This window comes from Streptomyces sp. NPDC007901, from assembly GCF_042959465.1.
Classification (GTDB): Bacteria; Actinomycetota; Actinomycetes; order Streptomycetales; family Streptomycetaceae; genus Streptomyces.
Genome location: NZ_JBIBKW010000012.1, coordinates 12,178 through 37,100, shown reverse-complemented (window position 1 = coordinate 37,100; position 24,923 = coordinate 12,178). Strand labels below are relative to the sequence as shown.

Annotated in this window: 23 protein-coding genes; 7 read left to right on the top strand and 16 right to left on the bottom strand. The window is 72.2% G+C overall.

Going from position 1 to position 24,923, the window contains the following annotated elements; genetic code table 11:
- The 4 genes from cmk to ACFZDK_RS33390 form a co-directional block, all read right to left on the bottom strand.
- Window positions 1-687 carry a (d)CMP kinase gene (cmk, locus tag ACFZDK_RS33405; RefSeq protein WP_390977645.1) on the bottom strand — a complete coding sequence of 229 codons (687 nt, stop codon included), beginning with the start codon at window positions 685-687 and terminating at the stop codon, window positions 1-3.
- A 96-nt stretch (window positions 688-783) separates the two neighbouring features.
- Window positions 784-1,869, bottom strand: a complete 1,086-nt coding sequence (locus ACFZDK_RS33400; RefSeq protein WP_390977644.1) for a prephenate dehydrogenase — start codon at window positions 1,867-1,869, stop codon at window positions 784-786.
- Window positions 1,866-2,228, bottom strand: a complete 363-nt coding sequence (aroH, locus tag ACFZDK_RS33395) for a chorismate mutase (protein WP_390977643.1) — start codon at window positions 2,226-2,228, stop codon at window positions 1,866-1,868. Before aroH ends, ACFZDK_RS33400 begins: the two co-directional genes overlap by 4 nt.
- A gap of 96 nt (window positions 2,229-2,324) precedes the next feature.
- Window positions 2,325-2,720, bottom strand: a complete 396-nt coding sequence (locus ACFZDK_RS33390; protein ID WP_390977642.1) for a YidB family protein — start codon at window positions 2,718-2,720, stop codon at window positions 2,325-2,327.
- A 126-nt stretch (window positions 2,721-2,846) separates the two neighbouring features.
- Between ACFZDK_RS33390 and ACFZDK_RS33385 the strand changes: the two genes are divergently transcribed.
- From ACFZDK_RS33385 to ACFZDK_RS33370, 4 genes are all read left to right on the top strand, one after another.
- Window positions 2,847-3,500 carry a hypothetical protein gene (locus tag ACFZDK_RS33385; protein ID WP_390977641.1) on the top strand — a complete coding sequence of 218 codons (654 nt, stop codon included), beginning with the start codon at window positions 2,847-2,849 and terminating at the stop codon, window positions 3,498-3,500.
- 100 nt (window positions 3,501-3,600) lie between these two features.
- Complete coding sequence (locus ACFZDK_RS33380) at window positions 3,601-4,185, top strand: DUF6529 family protein (RefSeq protein WP_390977640.1); 585 nt, start codon at window positions 3,601-3,603, stop codon at window positions 4,183-4,185.
- Complete coding sequence (locus ACFZDK_RS33375) at window positions 4,182-4,607, top strand: Rieske 2Fe-2S domain-containing protein (protein WP_390977639.1); 426 nt, start codon at window positions 4,182-4,184, stop codon at window positions 4,605-4,607. Before ACFZDK_RS33380 ends, ACFZDK_RS33375 begins: the two co-directional genes overlap by 4 nt.
- Before the next feature lie 22 nt (window positions 4,608-4,629).
- Window positions 4,630-5,325, top strand: a complete 696-nt coding sequence (locus ACFZDK_RS33370; RefSeq protein ID WP_390977638.1) for a DNA polymerase beta superfamily protein — start codon at window positions 4,630-4,632, stop codon at window positions 5,323-5,325.
- Between the two features lie 7 nt (window positions 5,326-5,332).
- Here the strand turns inward: ACFZDK_RS33370 and ACFZDK_RS33365 are convergent, their stop codons facing one another.
- The 11 genes from ACFZDK_RS33365 to ACFZDK_RS33315 all read right to left on the bottom strand — a co-directional run bounded on the left by ACFZDK_RS33365 (window position 5,333) and on the right by ACFZDK_RS33315 (window position 18,191).
- Entirely contained in the window at window positions 5,333-6,355 is a 1,023-nt protein-coding gene (locus ACFZDK_RS33365; protein WP_390977637.1) for an ADP-ribosylglycohydrolase family protein, read from the bottom strand.
- Window positions 6,352-7,080, bottom strand: coding sequence for an NUDIX domain-containing protein (locus ACFZDK_RS33360; RefSeq protein ID WP_390978067.1), 729 nt, complete (start codon window positions 7,078-7,080; stop codon window positions 6,352-6,354). The genes ACFZDK_RS33365 and ACFZDK_RS33360 overlap by 4 nt, the downstream gene beginning before the upstream one ends.
- A 226-nt stretch (window positions 7,081-7,306) precedes the next feature.
- Window positions 7,307-8,431, bottom strand: coding sequence for a pseudouridine synthase (locus tag ACFZDK_RS33355; protein ID WP_390977636.1), 1,125 nt, complete (start codon window positions 8,429-8,431; stop codon window positions 7,307-7,309).
- Window positions 8,432-8,443: 12 nt separating this feature from the next.
- Window positions 8,444-9,094 (bottom strand): SMC-Scp complex subunit ScpB, encoded by a 651-nt coding sequence (scpB, locus tag ACFZDK_RS33350; RefSeq protein ID WP_390977635.1) that lies wholly within the window; start codon window positions 9,092-9,094, stop codon window positions 8,444-8,446.
- A complete protein-coding gene (locus ACFZDK_RS33345; protein WP_390977634.1) occupies window positions 9,091-10,110 on the bottom strand; it encodes a segregation/condensation protein A in 1,020 nt (339 codons plus the stop codon). Before ACFZDK_RS33345 ends, scpB begins: the two co-directional genes overlap by 4 nt.
- Before the next feature lie 18 nt (window positions 10,111-10,128).
- Entirely contained in the window at window positions 10,129-10,746 is a 618-nt protein-coding gene (locus tag ACFZDK_RS33340) for a hypothetical protein (protein WP_390977633.1), read from the bottom strand.
- Window positions 10,731-11,858 carry an AAA family ATPase gene (locus tag ACFZDK_RS33335; protein WP_390977632.1) on the bottom strand — a complete coding sequence of 376 codons (1,128 nt, stop codon included), beginning with the start codon at window positions 11,856-11,858 and terminating at the stop codon, window positions 10,731-10,733. Before ACFZDK_RS33335 ends, ACFZDK_RS33340 begins: the two co-directional genes overlap by 16 nt.
- A 413-nt stretch (window positions 11,859-12,271) precedes the next feature.
- Window positions 12,272-13,387 carry an alanine dehydrogenase gene (ald, locus tag ACFZDK_RS33330; RefSeq protein WP_390978065.1) on the bottom strand — a complete coding sequence of 372 codons (1,116 nt, stop codon included), beginning with the start codon at window positions 13,385-13,387 and terminating at the stop codon, window positions 12,272-12,274.
- A 143-nt stretch (window positions 13,388-13,530) separates the two neighbouring features.
- The gene (locus ACFZDK_RS33325) at window positions 13,531-15,597 is read right to left on the bottom strand and encodes a tetratricopeptide repeat protein (protein WP_390977631.1); all 2,067 of its coding nucleotides are present in this window, start codon (window positions 15,595-15,597) and stop codon (window positions 13,531-13,533) included.
- Window positions 15,598-15,792: 195 nt separating this feature from the next.
- On the bottom strand, window positions 15,793-16,419 hold the full coding sequence (locus tag ACFZDK_RS33320; RefSeq protein ID WP_390977630.1) for an NUDIX domain-containing protein: 627 nt from the start codon (window positions 16,417-16,419) through the stop codon (window positions 15,793-15,795).
- Window positions 16,420-16,520: 101 nt separating this feature from the next.
- The gene (locus tag ACFZDK_RS33315; RefSeq protein WP_390977629.1) at window positions 16,521-18,191 is read right to left on the bottom strand and encodes a CTP synthase; all 1,671 of its coding nucleotides are present in this window, start codon (window positions 18,189-18,191) and stop codon (window positions 16,521-16,523) included.
- Window positions 18,192-18,705: 514 nt separating this feature from the next.
- Here ACFZDK_RS33315 and ACFZDK_RS33310 point away from each other — a divergent pair.
- The 3 genes from ACFZDK_RS33310 (at window position 18,706) to ACFZDK_RS33300 (ending at window position 23,639) form a co-directional block, all read left to right on the top strand.
- Window positions 18,706-20,508, top strand: a complete 1,803-nt coding sequence (locus ACFZDK_RS33310; protein ID WP_390977628.1) for a glycoside hydrolase family 15 protein — start codon at window positions 18,706-18,708, stop codon at window positions 20,506-20,508.
- Window positions 20,509-20,596: 88 nt separating this feature from the next.
- Entirely contained in the window at window positions 20,597-21,946 is a 1,350-nt protein-coding gene (locus ACFZDK_RS33305; RefSeq protein ID WP_390977627.1) for an FAD-binding protein, read from the top strand.
- A 43-nt stretch (window positions 21,947-21,989) separates the two neighbouring features.
- The gene (locus ACFZDK_RS33300) at window positions 21,990-23,639 is read left to right on the top strand and encodes a PucR family transcriptional regulator ligand-binding domain-containing protein (protein ID WP_390977626.1); all 1,650 of its coding nucleotides are present in this window, start codon (window positions 21,990-21,992) and stop codon (window positions 23,637-23,639) included.
- Window positions 23,640-23,657: 18 nt separating this feature from the next.
- On the opposite strand, the gene ACFZDK_RS33295 is transcribed toward ACFZDK_RS33300, so the two are convergent.
- On the bottom strand, window positions 23,658-24,794 hold the full coding sequence (locus ACFZDK_RS33295; protein ID WP_390977625.1) for a glycosyltransferase: 1,137 nt from the start codon (window positions 24,792-24,794) through the stop codon (window positions 23,658-23,660).
- Between the last annotated feature and the right edge of the window lie 129 nt (window positions 24,795-24,923).

Sequence of the window (24,923 nt, the reverse complement as noted above, 5' to 3'; positions counted from 1 at the left end):
TCACTTCCCGGCCCGCTTCTCCTCGACGAGGGTGACGACACACTCGACGACCTGGGCGAGGGTGAGCTCGGTGGTGTCCACCTCGACCGCGTCGTCCGCCTTGGCGAGCGGCGAGGTCTTGCGGGTCGAGTCGGCCGCGTCCCGCTTGATCAGGGCCTCGCGGGTGGCGTTGACGTCGACGCCCTTGAGCTCGCCGCTGCGCCGGGCCGCGCGGGCCTCCGGCGAGGCGGTGAGGAAGATCTTGAGGTCGGCGTCGGGCAGCACGGTCGTACCGATGTCCCGGCCCTCGACGACGATCCCGACCCCGGCCGAGGCGGCCAGCGAGCGCTGCAGCTCGGTGATCCGCGCCCGCACCTCCGGCACCGCGCTGACCGCGCTGACCGCGCCGGAGACCTCCTGGGTGCGGATCGGGCCGGCCACGTCGGTGCCGTCGACCGTGATCGTCGGGTTCGCCGGGTCGGTGCCGGAGACGATCTCGGGCTTGCCGGCCGCGGCAGCGATCTCGGACGGGTCGGCGACGTCGATCCCGTTGGTCACCATCCACCAGGTCATCGCCCGGTACTGGGCGCCGGTGTCCAGGTAGCTCAGGCCGAGCTGCGCGGCGACGGCCTTCGACGTGCTCGACTTGCCGGTGCCGGCGGGGCCGTCGATGGCGACAATCACGGGCTGGGCAGCGCCGTTTTCCACGGGGGGACACCTTCCGGGTGCAGGGTGGGAGTGGTGTGCGGGACGCCGACGCGCCCCGCACAAGGTTACCGGCCCCCGGGACCGCCCGATTCAGCGCTATTGCCGCAGCGCCCAGCCCCGGTCCCGCAGGGCCGACGTGAGCACCGGCACGGCCTTCGGCTCCACCCACAGCTGGACGAGACCGGCCTGCTGCCCGGTGGCGTGCTCGATGCGCACGTCCTCGATGTTGACCCCGGCCGCGCCGGCGTCCGCGAAGATCCGGGCCAGCTGGCCGGGCTGGTCGTCGATGAGCACCGCCACGACCTCGTACGCCCGCGGCGCCGACCCGTGCTTGCCGGGGACCCGCACCTGGCCGGCGTTGCCGCGCCGCAGCATGTCCTCGATGCCGGCCCCGCCCTCGCGCCGCTTCTCCCCGTCGGAGGACTGCAGGGCGCGCAGCGCGCTGACCGTCTCGTCCAGGTCGGCGGAGACGTCCGCGAGCAGGTCGGCGACCGGCCCGGGGTTCGCGGAGAGGATGTCGATCCACATCCGGGGGTCGGAGGCGGCGATCCGGGTGACGTCCCGGATGCCCTGCCCGCACAGTCGTACGGCGGCCTCCTCGGCGTGCTCCAGACGGGCGGCGACCATGCTGGAGACCAGGTGGGGCATGTGGGAGACCAGGGCCACCGCGCGGTCGTGGGCGTCGGCGTCCATCACCACCGGGACGGCCCGGCAGTGCGAGACCAGCTCCAGGGCGAGGTTCAGCACCTCGGTGTCGGTGTCCCGGGTCGGGGTGAGGACCCAGGGACGGCCCTCGAAGAGGTCGGCGGTGGCGGCCAGCGGGCCGGACTTCTCCCGGCCGGCCATGGGGTGCGTGCCGATGTAGGTCGACAGGTCCAGGCCGCGCGCCTCCAGCTCGCGGCGCGGGCCGCCCTTGACGCTGGCGACGTCGGCGTAGCCGCGCGCCAGGCCCCGGTCCATCGCGTCCGCGAGGACGGCGGCCACGTGGGCGGGCGGGGCGGCGACCAGGGCCAGGTCGACGGGGCCCTCCGGGGCCTGGTCGGTGCCGGCGCCGAGCGCGGCGGCCGTACGGGCCTGCTCCGGGTCGTGGTCGGCGAGGTGGACGACGACGCCCCGCTGGGAGAGGGCGAGCGCGGCGGACGTACCGATGAGACCGGTACCGATGACGAGGGCGGTCCTCACTGGGCGATGTCCTTGCGCAGGGCGGCAGCGGCGCCGAGGTAGACATGGCTGATGTCGGCGCGGGACCGGTCGGACTCGATGTGCGCCAGTATCCGTACGACCCGGGGCATCGCGCCCTCGATGTCGAGTTCCTGGGCGCAGATCAGCGGGACGTCGACGATGCCGAGCTTGCGTGCGGCGGCCGCCGGGAAGTCGCTGTGCAGGTCGGGGGTGGCCGTGAACCAGATGCTGATCAGGTCGTCGGCGGTCAGTCCGTTCCGCTCCAGAAGGGCGGTGAGCAGCGCTCCGACCTGCTCGTCCATGTGACCGGCCTCGTCCCGCTCCAGCTGGACGGCCCCCCGGACCGCTCGTACCGCCACGGCACTGCTCCTGTTCTGATGTCGGCTCCTGCGTCCGTCCAGCCTAGTCAGACCGCGCCGCGTACCGGCACCGTGCCCGCCCGCTGAGACGCACTCTCACTGGGACGGCTGCCGGATCAGGTCCTCGATCGAGGCCTTCGGCACCTCGCCCTCGGGGGTGAGCCGGTCGACGGCGTCGGGCAGCACCCGGGCGAGCTGGTCGGCGGCCTGCTCCGGGGTCGTCCCGGCCTCCTCGGCGACCTGCTGGAGGGTGTCGTCGGGCAGAGCCTGCTGGAGCTGGTCACCGGTGACGGGCTGGTTGGCGCCGGTGCCGACCCAGGAGTCCTTCTGGGCGGTCAGACCGGACCTCGCGAGGGTCTCCAGCAGTCCGCCGAGCGAGTCGCCGCCCTGGCCGTGGCTCATCGCGGCGATCAGCGCGGTCAGCAGTCCGGCGCCCTTGCCCTCGCCGCCCAGGAGGCTGCCGAGCATGCTTTCGAGATCGTTGCCTGCCATAGCCCCAATGTCACTTGAATTACCTCATTCCGCTACTTGGGGTGAAAAGCCCCTGTGCGCCTCTTTACGCCGGACCCGTCGGTCCGCTCTGATGGCAGGCACACCCGCCTCGGGGGGAGGCCCGCCATGAAACGTCCCGGACCTGTGCTCACCCTTCTCGCGGGTCTGCTGCTCGGCCTGTTCATGCTGACGCTCAACGCGACGACGGGGACGAGGACGGCCTCGTCGTCGTACCAGGAGAAGTCGCCGAGCCCGACACCGACGAGCACCACCGCGGCACCGAGGGCCTCGCCGTCACCCTCGCCCTCGAAGATCCCCGACTCCTCCTACTCCGGCCGCACCGACGACGACTCGTCCTCCGTCGCCGTCTCGATCCGCGCCGGCAGAGCGATCGCCTACTTCTGCGACGGGCACAGCAAGGAAGCGTGGCTGAAGGGCCCGGTGAAGTCCGACGGCAGCATGCGGCTGACCGGCGGCGACGGCGCCGTGCTGAACGGCACGCTGCAGGAGAACAAGCGCATCCGTGGCGCCGTCGAGTTCGACGGCGGCCACTACGCCTTCACCGCCCGGAAGGCCGTCAAGGGCACCGCGCTGTACCGGGCCACGGCGACCGTGCGCGGCGCGCGGATCGACGGCGGCTGGATCGTGCTCGCCGACGGCAGCCAGGTCGGCGTCGTCGACCGCGACGGCACGCCCTCGGCGGCGCCCGGCATCGACCCGGAGACCGGCGCCGTGACGGTCGACGGCCAGCGGCTGACGGCGAACCCGGTCGCCCCCTGACACCCCGTCGCGCCCCGACACCCAGGCGTGCCCTGACGCCCCGTCGTCCCCCGACACCCAGCTCGTCCCCGATCCCGGCCGTGACCCGAGGGAGCCGACCATGACCGTCGACCCGAACGCCGCCACCCAGAGCTGGCCGTCGCCCGAGCCGGACCACCGCCGTCCGCACCCGGCCCGCTGTCTGCTCCCGGCCCTGGTGGCCGCCGCCGTCGCGGTCGGCCTCGGCGTGTACGGCAGGATCCACCACCCGACCGGCACCGCGTTCAACCTGGCGGGCTTCAGCAGCACCGGCGCGGTGAAGTCCTGGCTCGCCTCGACGGCGTTCTTCTTCGCCCTCGTCCAGCTGGTCTCGGCCCTGATGATGTACGGCAGGCTGCCGGGGCCGCGCTGGGCGTCCGCGGTGCACCGCTGGTCGGGGCGGATCGCGTTCCTGGTCGCCGTGCCGGTGGCGGTGCACTGCCTGTACGCGTTGGGCTATCAGACGTATGAAACGCGCGTTTTGTGGCACTCCATCCTGGGTTGCTTCTTCTTCGGCGTTTTCAGTGCCAAGATGCTGCTGCTCCGCTCGGAGCGACTCCCTGGCTGGCTGCTGCCGATCGTCGGTGGACTGGTGTTCGCCGCGCTCACGCTCATCTGGCTGACGTCCGCGTTCTGGTTCTTCCGCACGTTCGGAGTGACGACATGACCGACGGCTCCACTCGGCGCACGGTTCTAGCGACGGGCGCTGCGGCGCTCGCCGTGGGATGCGCGGGATGCAGCAACTACAACGACAACAGCGGTTCCTCCAGCTCCTCCGAGTCGACGACCGGTGCCGCCGCCGGGCAGGCGCTGGCGCAGACGAGCGAGATCCCGGAGGGCGGCGGCGTGGTCTTCAAGGACCAGAAGGTCGTGGTGACGCAGCCGACGAAGGGTGAGTTCAAGGCCTTCTCGGCGATCTGCACCCACCAGGGCTGCACGGTGAACCGGGTGGCGGACGGCACCATCGACTGCCCCTGCCACGGCAGCAAGTACAAGATCGCCGACGGCTCGGTGGCCCACGGTCCGGCGCCCCGGCCGCTGCCGGCCAAGTCGATCACCGTCAGCGGAAATTCGATCACCCTGGCGTGACCGGCCGCGTACGCTCCCCGGCATGCAGCCCGAGGACCTGGTACGCGACCACACGATCTATGCCTGTGTCATGGGGTCGCGCGCCTTCGGTCTGGCCACGGAGGGCAGCGACACCGACCGCCGGGGCGTGTTCCTCGCCCCCACTCCCCTGTTCTGGCGCTTCGAGAAGCCCCCGACGCATGTGGAGGGGCCAGGCGAGGAACGGTTCTCCTGGGAGCTGGAACGGTTCTGCGAGCTGGCGCTGCGGGCCAACCCGAACATCCTGGAGTGCCTGCACTCACCCCTGGTCGAGCACGTCGACGACACCGGCCGCGAGCTGCTCGCGCTACGCGGCGCCTTCCTCTCCCGGCGGGCCCACGACAGCTTCACCCGGTACGCCCTCGGCCAGCGGCGCAAGATCGACGCCGACGTCCGTACGCACGGCGCCCCGCGCTGGAAGCACGCGATGCATCTGCTGCGGCTCCTGACCAGCGCCCGCGACCTGCTGCGCACGGGCGAGCTGACGATCGGCGTCGGCGACCGGCGCGCGGCCGTGAAGCGGGGCGAGGTCTCCTGGGCGGAGGTCGAGTCCCGGATGGCCCGGCTCGCCGAGGAGACGGAGCGGGCCCTGCCCGGCAGCCCGCTCCCGGCGGAGCCGGACCACGCGCGCGTGGCCGACTTCCTGCTCCGGGTCCGCCGCGCCTCGGCCTGCCGGCAGCCCCACCCGGACAGCCCCTAGGCGACCCCTAGGCGTCCCAGAGCGCGCCCAGGGTCATCAGGTCCCCCCGGTACTCGATCCGGTCGGCCCACTCGGTCGGCCAGGCGTCCTCGCCCAGCCAGGCACCCGCGAACGCCCCGGTCAGACAGGCGATCGAGTCCGAGTCGCCGGAGGAGCAGGCGGCCCGGCGCAGGGCGAGCAGCGGCTCGTCGGGGAAGAGCAGGAAGCAGAGCAGACCGGTGGCGAGGGCCTCCTCGGCGATCCAGCCGGCACCGGTGGCCAGGCAGGGGTCGGCCTCCGGCGAGGCGGTGCGCACGGCCCCTTCCAGACGGTCGAGGATCGCCAGGCACTCGTCCCAGCCGCGCGCGACGAAGTGCTCCGGGTTCGGGTCCTGACTGCGGGTCCACAGGTCGCCGAGCCAGGCGCGGTGGTAGCGGTTGCGGTTGTCGCGCGCGTACGACCGCAACCGCCCGACCAGTTCGGCCGGTCCGACCCCCTGCGCGAGCAGCCGTACGGCCCGCGCGGTGAGGTCGGAGGCGGCCAGGGCGGTGGGGTGGCCGTGGGTGAGGGCGGACTGCAACTGGGCGGCGCCGGCCCGCTGTTCGTCGCTCAGCCCCGGGGCGAGCCCGACGGGCGCGACCCGCATGTTGGCCCCGCACCCCTTGGAGTCGATCTGGCTGGCGTCCTGCCAGAGTCGCCTCTCGTCCTCAAGGAGGTCGCAGGCCCGCAGGCAGGTGTTGCCGGGCGCCCGATTGTTCTCGGGCGACCGGTACCAGTCCACGAACTCCTCGCGCAGCGGCCGCTCCAGCCGCTCGGGCGCGAGCACGCCCCGGTCCATGGCGGTGCGCAGCGCGCGCCCGACCGCGATCGTCATCTGCGTGTCGTCGGAGACGACGGCACGCGCGGGCAGCTCCATCTCCTGCCACGGCCCGCACTTGGCGAGGATCGACGGCACGTCGTTGAACTCGGTCGGGAAGCCGAACGCGTCCCCGAGGGCGAGACCGATCAGGGCGCCGGTGGCGGCGCGTTTGTGGACGATGGTCGTGGTCATGCGGGACGTCCTTCCCGGGACGGGCGGAGCAGGGGCGGGTGGAGGGCGGTGGCGGTGCCCGCGCGGTAGAGGGCGGCCGGTTTGCCCCGGCCGCCGGTCAGCCGGGCGGCACCGGGGACGGGTTCGACGAAGCCGGGCGTGGCGAGCACCTTGCGCCGGAAGTTGGGACGGTCCAACTCGACGCCCCAGACGGTCTCGTAGACGTTCTGCAGCTCGCCGAGCGTGAACTCGGGCGGGCAGAAGGCGGTGGCCAGGCAGCTGTACTCCAGCCGCGCGCCCACGCGTTCGTGCGCGTCGGCCAGGATCCGGTCGTGGTCGAAAGCGAGCGGTCCGGCCGCGTCGTACGGCAGCCAGCGCGCCTGTGCCGCGTCGCCGCCGCCGTGCGGCTCGGGCGGGTCGGGCAGCAGCGCGGTGAAGGCGACGGAGACCACCCGCATCCTCGGGTCGCGCTCCGGCTCGCTGTAGGTGCGCAACTGCTCCAGGTGCAGCCCCTCCAGGCCCGGCAGGTTCGACAGGCCTGTTTCCTCGGCGAGTTCACGCCGGGCCGCCGTCTCGGCCGACTCCTTGGGCAGCACGAAGCCGCCGGGCAGCGCCCAGTGGCCGAGGTACGGCTCCTGTCCGCGCTCGACGAGCAGCACGTGCAGGGTGCCGGCGCGGACGGTGAGGACGGCGAGGTCGACGGTGACGGCGAAGGGTTCGTAGGCGTACTTGTCGTAGCCCTGCATACGTCCGTCCACCTCCTTACTGGTCGTTCGCGCCGGTCGCTTAATGGTCGATCCGACTAATAGTCTCTACGACTATAAAGACCTCGCAGGTCACCGCGCAAGCCCTGCCGCAGGCCGCCAGTGGCCGCTGGAGCGCCTTTCCCGGAAACGGCGGCGGCCGGTCCCGGAGTGTCCGGGACCGGCCGCCAGAGAGCCGTACGAGCCCCTTCGCGGGGTTTACGGAGGCCTAGAGGTCGACTTCCTTCATGAGCATCCCGACCTCGGTGTTGGACAGGCGGCGCAGCCAGCCCGACTTCTGGTCGCCGAGGGTGATCGGACCGAAGGCGACCCGGACCAGCTTGTCGACCGGGAACCCGGCCTCGGCCAGCATCCGCCGCACGATGTGCTTGCGGCCCTCGTGCAGGGTGACCTCGACCAGGTAGTTCTTGCCGGTCTGCTCGACGACCCGGAAGTGGTCGGCGCGCGCGTACCCGTCCTCCAGCTGGATGCCGTCCTTGAGCTTCTTGCCCAGGTCGCGCGGGATCGGGCCCACGATGTGCGCGAGGTAGGTCTTCTTCACGCCGTACTTGGGGTGGGTCAGCCGGTGCGCCAGCTCGCCGTGGTTGGTGAGCAGGATGACGCCCTCGGTCTCGGTGTCCAGGCGCCCCACGTGGAAGAGCCGGGTCTCCCGGTTGGTGACGTAGTCGCCGAGGCACTGCCGCCCGTCCGGGTCCTCCATGGTGGAGACCACGCCGGCCGGTTTGTTCAGCGAGAAGAACTGGTACGACTGCGTGGCGACGGTCAGCCCGTCGACGCGGACCTCGTCCTTGTCCGGGTCGACCCGCTTGCCCTGCTCCAGGACGATCTCGCCGTTGACCTCGACGCGAGCCTGCTCGATCAGCTCCTCGCAGGCGCGCCGGGAGCCGTAGCCCGCGCGGGCGAGCACCTTCTGCAGCCGCTCGCCCTCCTGCTCGGCGCCCGGGAAGGTCTTGGGGAGCTTCACGTCCGGCTTGCCGGCGTACCGCTCCCGGTTGCGCTCCTCCGCGCGGGCGTCGTACTCACGGGAGCTCGCCGGAGCCGTCCGGCCGCGCCCGGTGCCCTGGCCCTGCCGGGGGCCGCCCTTGGCGCCGCCGCGCGCCGAGGCGCCACGGCCCGACTTCGGGCCGTCCTGGGTGGCGTTCGGGCCCACGTCGTAGCGCCGCTCCTCCGGGCGCGGCTTCTTGGGCCGGCCGGCGCCCTGCTTGTCGTCGCGGGAGTTGCCGGCGCCGCGGTAGTTGCCGCGCCCACCGCTGCTCCCGCCGCGGCCGCCGCTGTTGCCACCACGGCTCCCGCCGTTGTTTCCGCTGCTGTTCCTGCCGCTGCTGCTTCGCATCAAAATTTCCGTCTAGTCGTCTGCGTCCTCGGAATCCGGCGCATCGGGTGCGTCCGGATCGAACGACGGCACGCCCTCCTGGGTCTCGGCCTCGATCGCCTCGGCCTCCGGGAGGAAGGGCGCGAGCTCCGGGAGTTCGTCCAGGCCGCGCAGGCCCATCCGCTCCAGGAAGTAGTTCGTCGTCCTGTACAGGATCGCACCTGTTTCGGGTTCCGCGCCCGCCTCCTCGACCAGACCGCGCTGGAGCAGGGTGCGCATCACACCGTCGCAGTTGACTCCGCGTACGGCCGAGACCCGGCTGCGGCTCACCGGCTGGCGGTACGCGACGACCGCGAGGGTCTCCAGGGCGGCCTGGGTGAGCCGGGCGGTCTGGCCCTCCAGGACCAGCCGCTCGACGGCGGGCGCGAACTCGCCGCGGGTGTAGAAACGCCAGCCGCCCGCGACGAAGCGCAGCTCGAAGCCGCGGCCCTGCGCCGTGTACTCGTCGGCGAGGGCCCGCAGCGCCTTGGTGATCGTCTGCTTCGGCCGCTCCAGGATCTTCGACAGGTGCTCGGCGGTGGCGGGCTCGTCGACGACCATCAGGACGGCCTCCAGGGCCGGCTTGAGGTCGAGCTCGGCGACCGGGCGCAGGCCGGCCGGCAGCTCGGTGGTGTCCTCGCTCACGCCTTGTCCTCCTTGGGCGGCTCGGGCGGCCGGTCGAATTCGTCGGTGACCATCAGCCGCGTCTCCTCGCCTCCGCCGGTCCAGCGCACGATCAGGTCGCCGAGCGCCGTCTCCTGATCGAGGGCGACGGCCTTCTCGCGGTACAGCTCGAGCAGGGCGAGGAAGCGGGCGACGACGGTGAGCGTGTTGTCGGTGTCCTCCACGAGCACCCGGAAGCTGGCCTCGCCCAGCTCCCGCAGCCGCGCCACCACGATCCCGGCCTGCTCCTGCACGCTGACCAGCGGGGCGTGGATGTGGTCGACGTACACCTGCGGCTTGGGCCTGGGCTGCATCGCCTTGACCGCGAGCCTGGCGAATCCTTCCGGCCCGATGCTGATGACGACCTCGGGCAGCAGCTCGGCCAGGTGCGGTTCGAGGCCGACGGTACGGGGCCAGCGGCGGGCCTCGTCGTCCAGGCGCCGGTTGAAGATGTCGGCGATCTGCTTGTACGCGCGGTACTGCAGGAGCCGCGCGAAGAGGAGGTCCCGGGCTTCGAGGAGCGCCAGGTCGGCCTCGTCCTCGACCTCGGCGGAGGGCAGCAGCCGGGCGGCCTTGAGGTCGAGCAGGGTGGCGGCGACGACGAGGAACTCGGTCGTCTGGTCCAGGTCCCAGTCCGGCCCCATGGCCCGGATGTGCGCCATGAACTCGTCGGTGACCTTGGAGAGGGCGACCTCGGTGACGTCCAGCTTGTGCTTGGAGATCAGCTGGAGGAGGAGGTCGAAGGGGCCCTCGAAGTTGGCGAGCCGGACCTTGAAGACACCGTCGGGGACGGGCTCGGCCTCGGGTTCGGGTGCCGGTGTGGGTTCTGGTGCCGGTGTGGGTTCCGGCTCCGGCTCCGGTACGACTACGGCGGCCTCGGGCACCGGCTCCGGCTCCGGCTCGGTGGGAACCGCTGGTGGCGCTGCTCCCGGCCCCCGCCCCAGCGCACGCCGACGGCCGCCGGAGGAGCCGGAAAAGGGAGCGTCGGTCGAGGTCATAGCCCCCGAAGGCTACCCCTACCGCCCGCGCAGCCGTCGTACGAGGATGCTCGCGTCTCCGCGGGACTCCAGGTCCGCCAGGACCACGGCGACCGCCTCGCGGACGATCCGGCCCCGGTCGACGGCCAGCCCGTGCTCGCCGCGGAGCACGAGACGGGCGTGCTCCAGGTCCATCAGCTCCTCGGCGGAGACGTACACGGTGATCTTCTCGTCGTGCCGCTCGCGCCCGCTGGGCCGCCGGGCGGGCGCCCGGCCGCCGCCCCGCTGCTTGCGGGGCTGGCCCTGCGCGGCGGATCCGGCAGAACCTTCCTGCGCCGCCGCCTGCTGCCGCGCGGCCCGCTCCGCCGACGGCGCGACCGTGACGGACTGCGCGGCGTGGTTGCGGGACTCCCCGGCGTCGCCCGGACCGGCCTCCGCCGCAACGTGCTCCGCACCCTCGCCGTCGCCGCCCTGCACGGGCACCGACTGGGGCACGTCCTCGGCGGCCGCGGCCGCCGTCTCGTCGCTCTCCCCCGCGGGAGCCGGCACCCGGACCTCGCCGTTGACCGGGCGCCTGGGCGTGGACGGCTGGAGCGCCATCCCCCCTGTCGTACGGAACAGTTCGTCGGCCCCGGGCAGACTCACTCGGCGTGACACCGGGCGAGCACCTCCCTGGCGAGCTGGCGGTAGGCGGCGGCACCGACGGAGTTCGAGGCGTACGTGGTGATCGGCTCACCGGCGACCGTGGTCTCCGGGAAGCGGACCGTGCGGCCGATGACCGTGTGGTAGACGTGGTCGTCGAACGCCTCGACCACACGGGCCAGCACCTCACGGCTGTGGACCGTGCGCGAGTCGTACATGGTGGCGAGGATGCCGTCGAGCTCCAGCTCCGGGTTGAGCCGCTCCTGGACCTTCTCGATGGTCTCGGTCAGCAGGGCCACACCACGCAGCGCGAAGAACTCGCACTCCAGCGGCACGATCACCTTGTGAGCGGCCGTCAGCGCGTTGACCGTGAGCAGGCCGAGCGAGGGCTGACAGTCGATCACGATGTAGTCGTAGTCGGGCAGCAGCGGCTTGAGGGCACGCTGCAGCGTCGACTCGCGGGCGACCTCGGAGACCAGCTGGACCTCGGCGGCCGACAGGTCGATGTTGGAGGGCAGCAGGTCCATGTTGGGGACCGCGGTCTTCAGGAGGACCTCGTCGGCCGCCATGCCCCGCTCCATGAGCAGGTTGTAGACGGTGAGGTCGAGCTCCATCGGGTTGACGCCGAGACCGACCGACAGCGCGCCCTGCGGGTCGAAGTCCACGAGCAGCACCCGCCGGCCGTACTCCGCGAGCGCGGCACCCAGGTTGATGGTCGACGTGGTCTTGCCGACGCCGCCCTTCTGGTTGCACATCGCGATGATCGTCGCGGGGCCGTGACTGGTCACCGGGCCCGGGATCGGGAAGTACGGCAGCGGGCGCCCGGTCGGACCGACGCGCTCGCGGCGCTGGCGGGCCGCGTCGGGCGCGAGCGTGGCCGCGTACTCCGGATCGGGCTCGTACTCGGCATCGGGGTCGTAGAAGTGCCCGTCGGGCAGTTCGTCGTAGTCGGCGAAGTGGTTGTGGGGCGCGCCACTTCCGTCGCCGGCCATGGCGTTCACGTGATGGCCATCCATGCTCTGGTGTGCTGTTCGCGTGGTCAGCGGAGTCCGGGCTGCTGTGAAGGTGCGCACCGCGACGGAGCCGACAGCCTCGAACCCCGCGGGACCCTGGTCCCGTACCGGCATTCCTGGTTGACCACCCCCGGGAGAAAATGTCGACTCATTCACAAGTCGTCTTACCTCCTTGGTGACCAGGAAACTTCTAGACAGGTCAGCGTGGCACCATGCCGACAGCTGGCGACTCTATGGCGTGTCGGGCGTTCGCAGCAACACAATCCGCCGGACCCGGCACGATGTGTCGGCAATGAAACATCTCGCTGTCAAGGGCGTACGGCCGTCGCACAGCTGGTTTCACGGGTGTACGAATCGGTTGAAGGGTTACGTTCGAGGCGAGTTGACCGAGAGTCGCAAAGTGACCATACACACATCCGGCCGGACCTTGTCGGGCAAGGTCCGGCCGTGTGTTCGTGATTGACGCGGCTTGTTGACGTATCGCCTTTACGAAAAGGTGACTTAGCCACCGCCCCGTGGGCGCCGGGTCAGCCGATCAGTGTGTCGAGGTCCACGTGCTCCAGGCCGTGCGCCTCGGCGACCTCCTTGTAAACGACCTTGCCGTCATGGGTGTTGAGGCCCTTGGCGAGCGCGGCGTCGCGGCGCAGGGCCTCCGCCCAGCCGTTGTTCGCGAGCGACACGATGTACGGCAGCGTGGCGTTGGTGAGCGCGTAGGTGGAGGTGTTGGGCACCGCGCCGGGCATGTTGGCGACGCAGTAGAAGACCGACTCGTGGACCTTGAAGGTCGGCTCGGCGTGCGTGGTGGGGCGGGAGTCCTCGAAGCAGCCGCCCTGGTCGATCGCGATGTCGACAAGGACACTTCCCTGCTTCATGCGGGAGACCAGCTCGTTGGTGACGAGCTTCGGGGCCTTGGCACCGGGGATCAGCACCGCGCCGATCACGAGGTCGGCCTCCAGGCAGGCCTTCTCCAGCTCGAAGGAGTTGGAGACGACGGTCTGGATCTTGGTGCCGAAGACCTTGTCGGCCTCCTTGAGCTTGTTGATGTCCTTGTCGAGCAGGGTCACGTGGAAGCCCATGCCGATGGCGATCTGCGCGGCGTTCCAGCCGGAGACACCACCGCCGATGACGACGGCCTTGGCGGCCAGCACGCCCGGGACACCGCCGGGCAGCACACCGCGGCCGCCGTTGGCGCGCATCAGGTGGTAGGCGCCGACCTGCGGGGCGAGCCGGCCCGCGACCTCGGACATGGGCGCGAGCAGCGGCAGGGCGCGGTTCGGGAGCTCGACGGTCTCGTAGGCGATCGCCGTGGTGCCGGACTCCAGGAGGGCGTCGGTGCACTCCTTGGAGGCGGCCAGGTGCAGGTAGGTGAAGAGGGTCTGGTCCTTGCGGAGGCGGTGGTACTCCTCCGCGATGGGCTCCTTGACCTTCAGCAGCAGGTCGGCGGTGGCCCACACCTCGTCGGCGGTGTCCAGGATCGTGGCACCGGCGGAGACGTACTCGCCGTCCGGGATCGACGAGCCGACACCGGCACCGCGCTCGATGACGACCTGGTGGCCGTGACGCACCAGCTCGTGCACGCCGGCCGGGGTGATGGCCACCCGGAACTCGTTGTTCTTGACCTCGCGGGGGATGCCGACCTTCACGTCGATCACGGTCCTTGGCTCAGAGGGTGTGGGGGCACAGCTGCACATACCCGGCATACGGGGTACACCAGGAGACACCGCAGGAGAACCGGCGGCAGAGCCAGTTTAATGAAGGTGTTCTGACTGTCTAGCCTTTCATTGCATCAATCTTCGCCGGAAGCGCTACGGATTTCGCAGGCGTTAGCTCCGTGTTCCGGGTCGGAGTCGGGGGCGGAGGGCACCAGCGGCTCCTCACCCAGCATGCGCTCGGCGGCCGAGCGGTGCAGGCTCGCGGCGGTGGAGTCGCCCAGCCGCTCCAGCGTGTCGGCGAGCCGCAGCTGCAGCGCGGCCTGGAGCCGGGCGTCCTCGGCGCGGCGCGCCCACTCCACCGCCTCCTGGCAGGTCGCCAGCGATTCCTCGGGCCGTCCGGCGTACTCCTGAACGCGCGCCAGTTCGCTCAACGCCCGTGCCTGCGCGGCCACATCACCGTTCTTGCGATGGCCGGAAACGGCCGCCCGCCAGGCCCTGAGCGCCTCCCCGTAACGGCCCGCGTAGGTGTGCGCGCCGGCGATCCGGCCGTAGAGCCGGGCGGCCTCGGCCCGCTCGCCGCGGGCCAGCCGTTCGGCGAGGGCCCGGCCGAACCAGTCGGCGGCCCGTTCGTAGTCCCCCAGCTCCTGGTAGGCACCACCTACGGATTCCATTGCGCGGCCGGTCGCGTACGGGTCATTTGCTCTGCGTCCGGCGTCCAAAGCGGACCGATAGCGCACCAGCGCATCCGCCGTACGCCCGGTCTGGGCGTCCAGGTCGCCCAGGTTCAGCAGGGCGGCGGCCTGCTCCCGGGGCAGGCGCCGGCGCACGGCGACATCGAGGACGAGCCGGTGGACGCCGTACAGGTCGGGCGCGGCGGCCTGGGTGCCCAAGTGCGCCGCCATGGCCTTGACCAGCTGGGACATCAGCCGGCGGGCCAGCGTGTCGAGCTCGCCGTCGGCGACCGCCGCGCGGGCGGCGGCCAGCAGGGCCGGACGGCGGATGCGCAGCCAGTCGGCGGCGGCCCGGGGGCTGGGGAAGCGCAGCTCGCGAGGGAGCGCCTGGAGCCGCTCACGGGCCTGCGGGTTGTCCGTCTCGGTGATCGCCCGGCAGGACTGCAGCAGCCGTACCGTGCGCTCCAGCATCCGGGCGCGGGCCAGCTGGAGCTCCCCGGACCGCTCCTGGGACTCGGACAGCGCCCGCAGCATCGGGTGCAGACAGCCCGGGACCTCGTACTGGGGCAGCGGGGAGTCCACGACGTGCAGCAGCCCGTGCCGGGCCAGCTCGTCCAGGGTGGTGCGGGCGGTGTCGACCGAGCAGCCGGCGAGGGAGGAGGCGGTGTGCGGGTCGACGAGGCCGGCCGGGGCCAGACAGAGGAGTCGCAGTATCCGGGCGGCCTGGCCGGGCAGGTCGTCGTGGACGAACCGGAGGACGCGGGCCAGGGCGGTGCCGTCCTCGGGGTCGGCGTGCAGGCGCTTGGCGAGGTCGGAGACGGCGACCTGGGGGCGCGCGGCGAGCCAGCCGCCGGCCAGGGTGAGCGCGGCGGGCTGGCCCTGGCAGACCTCGGCCAGCGTCTCGGCGGAGCGTGGGTCGACGGTGATGCGGACCGAGCCGGTGAAGCGGGCGAGGAGTTCGACGGCCGACTTGGTGTCCAGGCCGCCCAGGGTGCACGGGCGGACGTCCGAGATCCCGGTGAGCGGGCCGGCGGAGACGGCGACGGCCAGGCAGTCCGGGGTGTCCGGGAGCAGTACGTCGACCTCTTCGGCGCCCGGCGCGTCGTCCAGCAGGAGCAGCATCCGGCGGCCTTCGAGGGCGGTGCGCAGGGCGTGGGTGAGGTCGTCGGCGGCGGCCCCGGCCGGGGTGGGCAGCCGCAGCGCGGTGAGGAGGTCGCGGGCGGTGCGCTCGACGGGGACCGGGGTGCCGTCGGGCTCGGCGAGGCGGGCGCGCAGCACCCCGTCGGGGTAGTCGGCGGCGACCCGCCGGACGAGTTCCTCGGCGAGGGCGGTACGTCCGGATCCGGGCCTGCCCGCGATCAGCAGGACCCGGGCGCGGGGGGCCTTGCGGCCGGCGATGGTGTCCAGTCCCGCGCGCTCGATGTCGGCGCGCAGTTCTTTCAACTCCCTTGTCCGGCCCAGGAATCTGTCGCCCGTGGCCGCGGGCGCCGACCGTCGTACGCCGCCTTTGTCCACCGCCTGATCCGTCACGGGCCACACTCCCGTCCCACCGCACACGCGTGCCCGCCGGGACTCCGGTTCGGGCGTTTCGGCTCAATCGCGTCGAGCCTAGTTCACGTGCGAGGACGTTCCTGGCGGAGCACGGCGGGCACATCGCCCGATCGGATCAGGCGATGGTCACACCGGGTCGCCCGATCAGTGGTTCAGGACCGACTCAGGCCTGGTTCAGGACTGGAAGGGCCGGGCCGGCCAGGGCGCTTCGGCCGGGCGCAGCGCGTCGAGTCCGTCGCCGGTGCGGGCGGCGACCAGCGAGAGGACGCCCGTCACCAGGCAGTTGTTGTGCAGGTCGCCGGCGAGCACCAGGCGCACCAGTTCGTCGACCGGCACCCGCGCGTACTCCAGGTCGATCTCCTCGTGCTCGGTCTCGAAGCGCTCGCCCTCGGCCTCGGACAGATCACGGGCGAGGAAGATCCGTACCGCCTCGTCGCAGCCGCCGGGGGTGGTGTACAGGTCGGTCAGCACCCGCCAGTCCTCGGCCTTGACGTGCGCCTCCTCGTACAGCTCCCGCTGGGCCGCGTGCAGCGGGTTCTCGCCGGGGATGTCGAGCAGGCCGGCCGGGATCTCCCAGAGCTTCTGCCGGACCGGGTGCCGGTACTGGCGGATGAGCAGCACGCGGTCCTCCTCGTCGAGGGCGAGGACGGCGACCGAGCCGGGGTGGACCTGGTAGTCGCGGCGGACCACCGCGCCGTCGGGCATGACCACCTCGTCCGTGCGGACGGAGGTCTTGTTGCCCACGAAGGGGGTCTCCGTCGCCCGGATCTCCCACTCCTCGGGGGTGTCCTTGATCGTCATGCCGAGCCCTTCCAGACGTTCACGAGAAAAACCGGTCCACGAGAAAAACCGGGGTGCGCACCTTTGAAGGTATGCACCCCGGCCACCGTACAACCGGTGTGTTACTTCGAATTCGTCTGCTCGATGTCGGCCTGCTGACGCGCCACGGCCGCCTTCACCAGGCCCGCGAACAGCGGGTGCGGGCGGGTCGGGCGGGAGCGCAGCTCCGGGTGGGCCTGGGTGGCGACCAGGTAGGGGTGGACGTCGCGCGGGTACTCGACGTACTCGACCAGCTTGCCGTCCGGGGAGGTGCCGGAGAACTGCAGACCGGCCTTCTTCTCCAGCTCCGAGCGGTAGGCGTTGTTGACCTCGTAGCGGTGGCGGTGCCGCTCCTCGACGTACTCCTTGCCGTCGTACACCTCGCGCACGATCGAGCCTTCGGCCAGCTTGGCCGGGTACATGCCCAGACGCATGGTGCCGCCCATGTCGCCCTCGCCGGCGACGATGTCCAGCTGCTCGGCCATGGTGGAGATGACCGGGTGGCCGGTGGCGGAGTCGAACTCGGTGGAGTTGGCGTCCGGGATGTCGGCGAGGTTGCGCGCGGCCTCGATCACGATGCACTGCAGGCCCAGGCAGAGCCCGAGCAGCGGGATCCGGTTCTCCCGGGCGAAGCGGATGGCGCCGACCTTGCCGAGCACACCGCGGTCGCCGAAGCCGCCGGGGATGCAGATGCCGTCGACGTCGGCGAGCTGGGCGGCGGCGCCGGCCGGGGTCTTGCAGTCGTCCGACGTGACCCACTTGATCTTCACGCGGGCCTTGTTGGCGAAGCCGCCGGCGCGCAGCGCCTCGGTGACCGAGAGGTAGGCGTCGGGCAGGTCGATGTACTTGCCGACCAGGGCGAGGGTGATCTCGTGGTCGGGGTTGTGGACGCGGTCCAGCAGGTCGTCCCAGGTCCGCCAGTCCACGTCGCGGAACGGCAGGTCCAGCTTGCGGACGACGTAGGCGTCCAGGCCCTCGCCGTGCACGGTCTTCGGGATGTCGTAGATCGAACGGGCGTCCGGGCAGGCCACCACGGCGGCCTCGTCCACGTCGCACATCAGCGAGATCTTGCGCTTGATGGCGGTGGGGACCTCGCGGTCGCAGCGCAGCACGATCGCGTCGGGCTGGATACCGATGTTCCGCAGGGCGGCCACGGAGTGCTGGGTGGGCTTGGTCTTCAGCTCGCCGGACGGGCCGATGTAGGGCAGGAGTGAGATATGAACCACGAAGACGTTGTCCCGGCCGACCTCGTGCCGGACCTGGCGGACGGTCTCCAGGAACGGCAGCGACTCGATGTCGCCGACCGTGCCGCCGACCTCGGTGATGACGACGTCGACCTCGTCGGTCGCCATACGCCGGATGCGGTGCTTGATCTCGTTGGTGATGTGCGGGATGACCTGGACCGTGTCGCCCAGGTACTCGCCACGCCGCTCCTTGGCGATCACCGTCGAGTAGACCTGACCTGTGGTGACGTTGGCGGAGCCGTCCAGGTCGCGGTCGAGGAAACGCTCGTAGTGGCCGATGTCCAGGTCGGTCTCGGCGCCGTCGTTGGTGACGAACACCTCACCGTGCTGGAAGGGGTTCATCGTGCCCGGGTCGACGTTCAGGTACGGGTCGAGCTTCTGCATCACGACGCGCAGGCCCCGGGCCTTGAGCAGCATGCCCAGGCTGGAGGCCGTCAGGCCCTTGCCGAGCGAGGAGGCGACACCCCCGGTGACGAAGATGTGCTTGGTCGTCGTGGCTTTCGGCGGCATGGCCAAGAGGGGGCTCCCGTGGTCGCGATCTGTCGTGCGGTACGGCTGCAGTCCGGGCGTTTCCGGGGGTCGTGCCGTCGCTGCGGTTCGGGGGATTCGTGCCCACCGGTCCACGGGCTACCAGGGTATCAGCGCCTCGGAGAGATGGCTTCCGGCCACGCTCCGTGCACACGTCGGCACACAGACGCTCACGGTTTACGTGCTTCTCACTCACAGCTCACTCGTTCGGCCCACACGGGTTGCCCGGAGCGGCACGCAGATCATCTACGTGCGTCGTATCCTGCTCGGACACTCGCTGCCGAGTCCGGCCGGAAACACGGCACACCCCCGCCCGTCACTCCCGGAACAACGAGAGCTTGGCAGTTCGTTGAGCTATGACTGTCGTTTTGCCTCAGGGCACGGCGGGCTGATTTGCTTCACCGCTCAACGACGTACAACAACAACCCCCTTGACCGCACTAGCGACAGCCCCCCTCTGCCTGGGGGGTGACGTGGCCGTTCGACTGGAGTTGCACGTGGCCGGGCGCATCGAAGATTACGCACTCATCGGAGACATGCAGACCGCTGCGCTGGTCTGCCGGGACGGCACAGTCGACTGGCTGTGCCTGCCCCGCTTCGACTCGCATGCCATCTTCGCCGGTCTGCTCGGCACCGAGGAACACGGCTTCTGGCGGCTCGGCCCGGCCCACGCGGCCGACTCCCAGCCCCCGACCGCGGCCCGCCGCACCTACCGGGGCGACTCGCTGATCCTGGAGTCCGAGTGGGACACCCCGCGCGGCACGGTCCGGGTCACCGACTTCATGCCCCCGCGTGACGGCGCCCCCCAGCTGATCCGCATCGTCGAGGGCGTCACCGGCCGGGTGCCGATGCGCTCGGTGCTGCGCATGCGGTTCTCCTACGGCCGGGTCGTCCCCTGGGTACACAAGCACGACGGCCGCACGGTCGCCGTCGCGGGCCCCGACTCGGTGTGGTTCGACACCTCGGCGGAGACCTACGGCAAGTCGCTGACCACGTACGCGGACTTCACGGTGGCCCCGGGTGACCGGATCGCGTTCACGATCTCCTGGGAGCCCTCGCACAAGCAGCCGCCCGCGCTGCCGGAGCCGGAGCAGTCGCTGCAGGCGACCGAGGACTTCTGGCGGGAGTGGGTCGAGCAGTGCACGTACCACGGCCCGTACCGCGAGGCCGTGATCCGCTCACTGATCACCCTCAAGGCCCTCACCTACGCCCCCACGGGCGGCATCGTCGCCGCGCCCACGACCTCCCTCCCCGAGGACATCGCCGGTGTCCGCAACTGGGACTACCGCTACACCTGGCTCCGCGACGCGGCCATCACCCTGTCCTCGCTGCTGCGCACCGGCTACCGCGAGGAGGCCCGCGCCTGGCGCGAGTGGCTGCTCCGCGCGGTCGCCGGTGACCCCGAGAACCTGCAGATCATGTACGGCATCGCGGGCGAGCGCGAACTGGGCGAGGCCGAGCTGGACTGGCTGCCCGGCTACGAGAACTCGGCCCCGGTCCGGGTCGGCAACGGCGCGGCGCACCAGCTCCAGCTGGACGTCTACGGCGAGGTCACCGAGGCCCTGCACCTGGCCCACATGACCGGGCTCGCCCGCAACGACTACGCCTCCCTGCTCCAGCTCAAGCTCATCCGCTACCTGGAGGACCACTGGGACGAGCCCGACGAGGGCATCTGGGAGGTCCGCGGCCCGCGCCGGCACTTCGTGCACTCCAAGGTGATGGCCTGGGTCGCCGTCGACCGCACCATCAAGCTGATCGAGTCCGGGGACGCGGACGGCCCGCTGGAGCGCTGGAAGGAACTGCGCGACGACATCCACCGGGACGTCTGCGAGAAGGGCTACGACAAGGAGCGCAACACGTTCACGCAGTCCTACGGCTCGCAGGAGCTGGACGCGTCGCTGCTGCTGATCCCCCAGATGGGCTTCCTGCCGCCGGACGACAAGCGGGTCATCGGCACCATCGAGGCGATCCAGCGGGAGCTGTCCACCTCGGACGGGTTCATCCTGCGCTACCCGACCTCGGGCGGCGAGGAGGGCGTGGACGGGCTGCCGGGCGACGAGGGGGCCTTCCTGGCGTGCTCGTTCTGGATGGCCGACGACCTCGCGATGATCGGCCGTGTCGACGAGGCGCGGAAGCTGTTCGAGAAGCTGCTCGCTCTGCGGAACGACCTCGGGTTGCTGGCGGAGGAGTGGGACCCGCGGCTGAAGCGGCAGGTGGGGAACTTCCCGCAGGCGTTCAGTCATGTGCCGCTGATCGACACGGCGCTGCGGCTGACTGCGTCGGGCGCGTACGGGGGGTAGCGGTCGTCGGTCGGCTGCGGGTGCGTGGGGGCTGGTCGCGCAGTTCCCCGCGCCCCTTTGGGGCGCGCTGCAGCCTAGGCTCGTAGTCATGGCCGGCCTCTCGAAGGCGCACACCGCTCTCGCCGTGCTCCGTGAGGATCTCGTCGGGGATGTGTTCGCCCCGGGGGACCCGGGGTACGACGAGGCGCGGGCCGTCTTCAACGGCATGATCGACCGGTATCCGGCCGTGATCGCGCAGTGTGCGGGGGATGCCGACGTGGTCCGGGCCGTGCGGTTCGGGCGGGAGTTGGATCTGAAGGTCGCGGTGCGGGGCGGGGGCCGCAGTGTGGCGGGCTGGGCGGTGGGCGACGGCGCGCTCGTGGTGGATCTGCGCCGGATGCACGAGGTGACGGTCGACCCGGCGGCGGAGGCCGTGCGGGTACAGGGCGGGGCCACCGTGGGGCATCTGGACCGGGCGACCCAGCCCTACGGACTCGCCACCGGCGCGGGCCGGGACTCCGGCACCGGGGTCGGTGGGTTCGTGCTCGGTGGCGGCTCGGGGTGGCTGGACCGTGCCTTCGGGCCGGCCGTCGACGACCTGATCGGCGTCGAGCTGGTCACCGCCGACGGTGAGCGTGCGCACGCCGACGCCGACGAGAACCCGGAGCTGTTCTGGGCCCTGCACGGCGGCGGCGGGAACTTCGGCGTCGCCACCGCGCTCACCCTGGCCCTGCACGAGCTGCCGGTGTTCTCGGCCGCGCTGCTGCGGTACCCGCCGTCGTCCGGCCCGGACGTCGTCCGCACCTTCCGCGAGGTGATCCGCACCGGCCCCGACGAGGCGGGCGGCGCGGTGCTGTACCTCGCCGCCGGGGAGCCGGTGTGCGCCGTCCTCGTGACCTACGCGGGGGGCGAGGAGGGCCTGCGGCGGGTCGCCGGGCCGCTGCTCGCGCTGCCGCACGCGGCGGAGGTCGTCGGCGAGGTGCCGTACGGCGAGCTGCGGTGCCTCCTCGACGCTCCGTCCGGGCTGCGGAACCACGGCTCGGCCGAGTGTCTGGCCGCCCTGCCCGACGAGGCGGTGGACGCCTGGTGCAGGGGCGCGGACGGCATGCCGGCGCCGACCGGCAGCCGGCATGTGCTGTTCCCGCTGGGCGGCGCGGTCGCCCCGGGACCGGCGGCGTACCCGGTGCCGTACCGGAACGCGGCCTGGGTGGTGCACCCCTTCGGGATCTGGGCGGACCCGGCGGACGACGCACGGGCGATCGCCTGGGTGCGGGACGTCCGTGCCGGGGTCCGGCCGTGGCGCACCGGCGCGGTCCCCCTGAACCTCGTCGGTGACGAGGGACCGGAGCGGGTGCGGGCCGGTCTGGGCGCGGAGAACGCGCTACGGCTCGGCAAGGTGAAGCGGCGGTGGGACCGGGACAACGTGTTCCGCTTCAACCACAACATCACACCGCTGTGAGCGGAGGTGCCGTGAGGACGTTCGCCCAGGTAGCGTCCGCTCCATGGACAGCGGTACGGGCAGCGGATTCGAGTCTCAGGGCGCCGGGATCACCGTGCAGCGGGCGCTGGAGCTGCCCGGGCTGCGCAGCGGGCTCCCGGAGGTCCTGGCGGGCGCCGACCGCCTGGGGCGGACCGTGCGCTGGGTGCACGCGGGCGAGGTGCCGAACATCGCCTCGCTGCTGAAGGGCGGCGAGCTGCTGCTCACCACCGGCTACGGCCTGGGCACCCGGCCGGGCGACCAGCGGGCGTTCGTGCGCACGCTCGCCGACCGGGGCATCGCCGCCCTGGTGGTGGAGCTGGGCGCGCGTTTCTCCCGGCTGCCCGCCACCCTGGTGGACACCGCGCGGGCGACCGGGCTGCCGCTCGTCGTGCTGCACCGCGAGGTGCCCTTCGTGACGGTGACGGAGGAGATCCACACCGAGATCGTCAACCACCACTACGCGCTCCTCCAGCGCGCCGAGGAGGTGCACCGCCGCTGTACCGAGGCCCTGCTCGGCGGCGGCGGGGTCCCCCAGGTGCTGGCCATCCTGGCCGACTTCAGCGGCAACCCGGTCTTCCTGGAGACCGCCGACGGCCAGCTGCTGTACGCCGCCGGGGCGGGGCCCGAGGGGGCGGATCCGCTCCAGGTGTGGGAGGGGCTGCGCGGCCAGCGGGGTAACGCACCGCCGCCGGCCGGGGCGGTCCTGGTGGAGGTGCCGGGCGGCGGGCCGGGGACGGGTTCCGTGCGCGCCCGGCTGGTGCTGCTCCCCGTCCGCGGGCCCCTGGCGCCCGTCCACCGCATCGCCGCCGAGCGGGCCGCGGGCATCCTGGCGGTCGTGCTGATGCAGGCCCGCCAGGAGGAGGAGCTGGCGGCCCGCGGGCGCGGCGACTTCCTGACCGACCTCGCCGAGGGCCGTATCACCGCGGAGGACGCCCCGGCCCAGGCCCGGGTCCTCGGCTTCAAGCCCGGCGGCAGCCCGCTGCTGCCGGTGGTCATGAAGATCGGCGACTCCCTTTCCCCTTCCCCGGGCGGGGGCTGGGCGGTGCTGGCCCGCGCGGTGGGCGAGGAACTGGCGGCCGTGGGGGTTCCCGTCCTGCTGGGTGTACGACCGGTCGAGGGCCGGGTGCCGCTGCTGCTGGGCCTGCGCTCGGAGGCGGAGCGGACGACGGTCGCGGACCGGGTCGCGGCGGCGCTGCGGGCGGGGGTGGAGCGCGCCGGGATGCAGCGTCCCGGCGCCGCGCCGCCCGTCGTGGTCGTCGGCGTGGCCGGCGGCTGGGCGGCCGCCTCGGCGGGCCTGCGGCACGCGGCGGAGACGGCGACGGCGGCCCAGGGCCTCTCCGACCGCCCCTGGTACGACGCCCGCCGCCTCGACATCGACCTGCTGCTGTGGCGGCTGCGCGACCACCCCGACCTGGCGGCCTTCGTCGACCGGGCGATCGGCCCGCTCCGCCACCACGACCACCGCTCCAAGCCCTCGCTGCTGCCCACCCTGGAGACCTACCTGGCGCACGCGGGCCGCAAGGCGGAGACGGCCCGTGAACTCCATCTCAACCGCCAGACCCTCTACAACCGCCTGGCCCGCATCGGGGAGTTGCTGGGCACGGATCTCGACGACCCGCAGGTGGTCCTGGCGTTGAGCCTGGCGCTGCGGGCGCGCCGGCACGTGCCGTAGCCGCCGGCTGCGGCACGGCTACGGCAGCGGCCGGGGCTGCGTCAACTCGTCGTAGACGCTCAGCACTTGGGCGACGGTCTCGTCCTCCGTCGGCCAGCTCGCCGCCTGCCGGGCCCCCTTCTCGCGCAGCTCCTCGCAGCGCTCCGGGTCGCCGAGCAGGCGTGCCACGGTCGCGGCGAGGGCCATGGTGTCGCCGTACGGGACGAGTTCGGCCGCGTCGCCGACGAGGTCGGGGATCCCGCCGACGGCGGTGGCGACGAGCGGCACGCGCGCGTGCAGGGCCTCCTGGGCGAGGACCGAGCGGGATTCCCAACGGCTGGGCAGCAGCGCGATGTCGGCGGCGGCGAGCAGTTCGGTGACGTCGTCGCGGCGGCCGATGAGCCGGACGGGCAGGTCCTCGTCCTCGATCCGCCGCTGCAACTCCGTGCGCAGTGGGCCCTCCCCCGCGATGACGAGCAGCGGTACCGGATCGAGCCGACACCAGGCACGCGCCGCGTCCAGCAGGACGTCATATCCGCGATGTGGGTCGAGGGAGCCGACGGCGATGAGCAACGGCCGCCCCATGGCGCCGAGTTCGGCCCGCACCTTGGGACGCAGCCGCTCCGGGTCCTCCGGCTCCGCGGGCCGCCGCAGACCGGGCAGCGCCACGGCGGCGAGCCGCGCGTCCCGGGCGCCGGTACGGCGGGCGCGGTCGACGAGGTCGGAGGTGGTGCCCAGCACCACGGCGGCGGCCTTCACCACCCGCCGCTCCAGCATCCTCAGCAGATGCGCCCGCGCACCCTCGGCGTGCGCCCGGCTGTGCCAGGTGACGACGAGCGGGGTGCTGCGGCCGCTGAGCGCCAGCACCGCGCGGAAGGAGGCGTGCAGGCCGTGGGCGTGCACCAGGTCGGCGTCGGTGCAGGCGGCGCGGAGCGCGGCGACCGACCCCGGGTCGCTGCTGCGCGGTACGTGCACATGGTCGGCGCCGACGCCCGAGAAGTCGTAGGCGCGGTCGGCCTCGGCGGGGGCGCACACGGTGACCCGCACGCCCCTCTCGACGAGGCCGGCGGCGAGCGAACGCACATGCGCGCTGCTGCCGGCGTTGCCGCCGCCCAGCACCTGCACGGTGCGCAGGGGCGACTGACCGTGCGGTGCGTTGCTGCTCACGGGGCTCACGCGGCCGGGCTCCTGGTTCGGCTTCGGGGCGGTCACGAGGGTACGTACAGACGGTATCGGGCCGAGGGGGCAGTGCGGGGCTCCGGGGAGGGGCATACCGGGGCGGGGCGGGGCATGCGCCGGAGTGTG

Coding starts and splice junctions, on each gene's coding strand:
- ACFZDK_RS33375 (WP_390977639.1), top strand. CDS start 4,182: ATGACCGACGGCTCCACTCGGCGCACGGTTCTAGCGACGGGCGCTGCG.
- ACFZDK_RS33365 (WP_390977637.1), bottom strand. CDS start 6,355: ATGACCACGACCATCGTCCACAAACGCGCCGCCACCGGCGCCCTGATC.
- ACFZDK_RS33300 (WP_390977626.1), top strand. CDS start 21,990: ATGGACAGCGGTACGGGCAGCGGATTCGAGTCTCAGGGCGCCGGGATC.
- ACFZDK_RS33315 (WP_390977629.1), bottom strand. CDS start 18,191: ATGCCGCCGAAAGCCACGACGACCAAGCACATCTTCGTCACCGGGGGT.
- ACFZDK_RS33355 (WP_390977636.1), bottom strand. CDS start 8,431: ATGCGAAGCAGCAGCGGCAGGAACAGCAGCGGAAACAACGGCGGGAGC.
- ACFZDK_RS33370 (WP_390977638.1), top strand. CDS start 4,630: ATGCAGCCCGAGGACCTGGTACGCGACCACACGATCTATGCCTGTGTC.
- ACFZDK_RS33380 (WP_390977640.1), top strand. CDS start 3,601: ATGACCGTCGACCCGAACGCCGCCACCCAGAGCTGGCCGTCGCCCGAG.
- ACFZDK_RS33385 (WP_390977641.1), top strand. CDS start 2,847: ATGAAACGTCCCGGACCTGTGCTCACCCTTCTCGCGGGTCTGCTGCTC.
- ACFZDK_RS33360 (WP_390978067.1), bottom strand. CDS start 7,080: ATGCAGGGCTACGACAAGTACGCCTACGAACCCTTCGCCGTCACCGTC.
- ACFZDK_RS33335 (WP_390977632.1), bottom strand. CDS start 11,858: ATGCCGGTACGGGACCAGGGTCCCGCGGGGTTCGAGGCTGTCGGCTCC.
- ACFZDK_RS33345 (WP_390977634.1), bottom strand. CDS start 10,110: ATGACCTCGACCGACGCTCCCTTTTCCGGCTCCTCCGGCGGCCGTCGG.
- ACFZDK_RS33305 (WP_390977627.1), top strand. CDS start 20,597: ATGGCCGGCCTCTCGAAGGCGCACACCGCTCTCGCCGTGCTCCGTGAG.
- ACFZDK_RS33390 (WP_390977642.1), bottom strand. CDS start 2,720: ATGGCAGGCAACGATCTCGAAAGCATGCTCGGCAGCCTCCTGGGCGGC.
- ACFZDK_RS33320 (WP_390977630.1), bottom strand. CDS start 16,419: ATGACGATCAAGGACACCCCCGAGGAGTGGGAGATCCGGGCGACGGAG.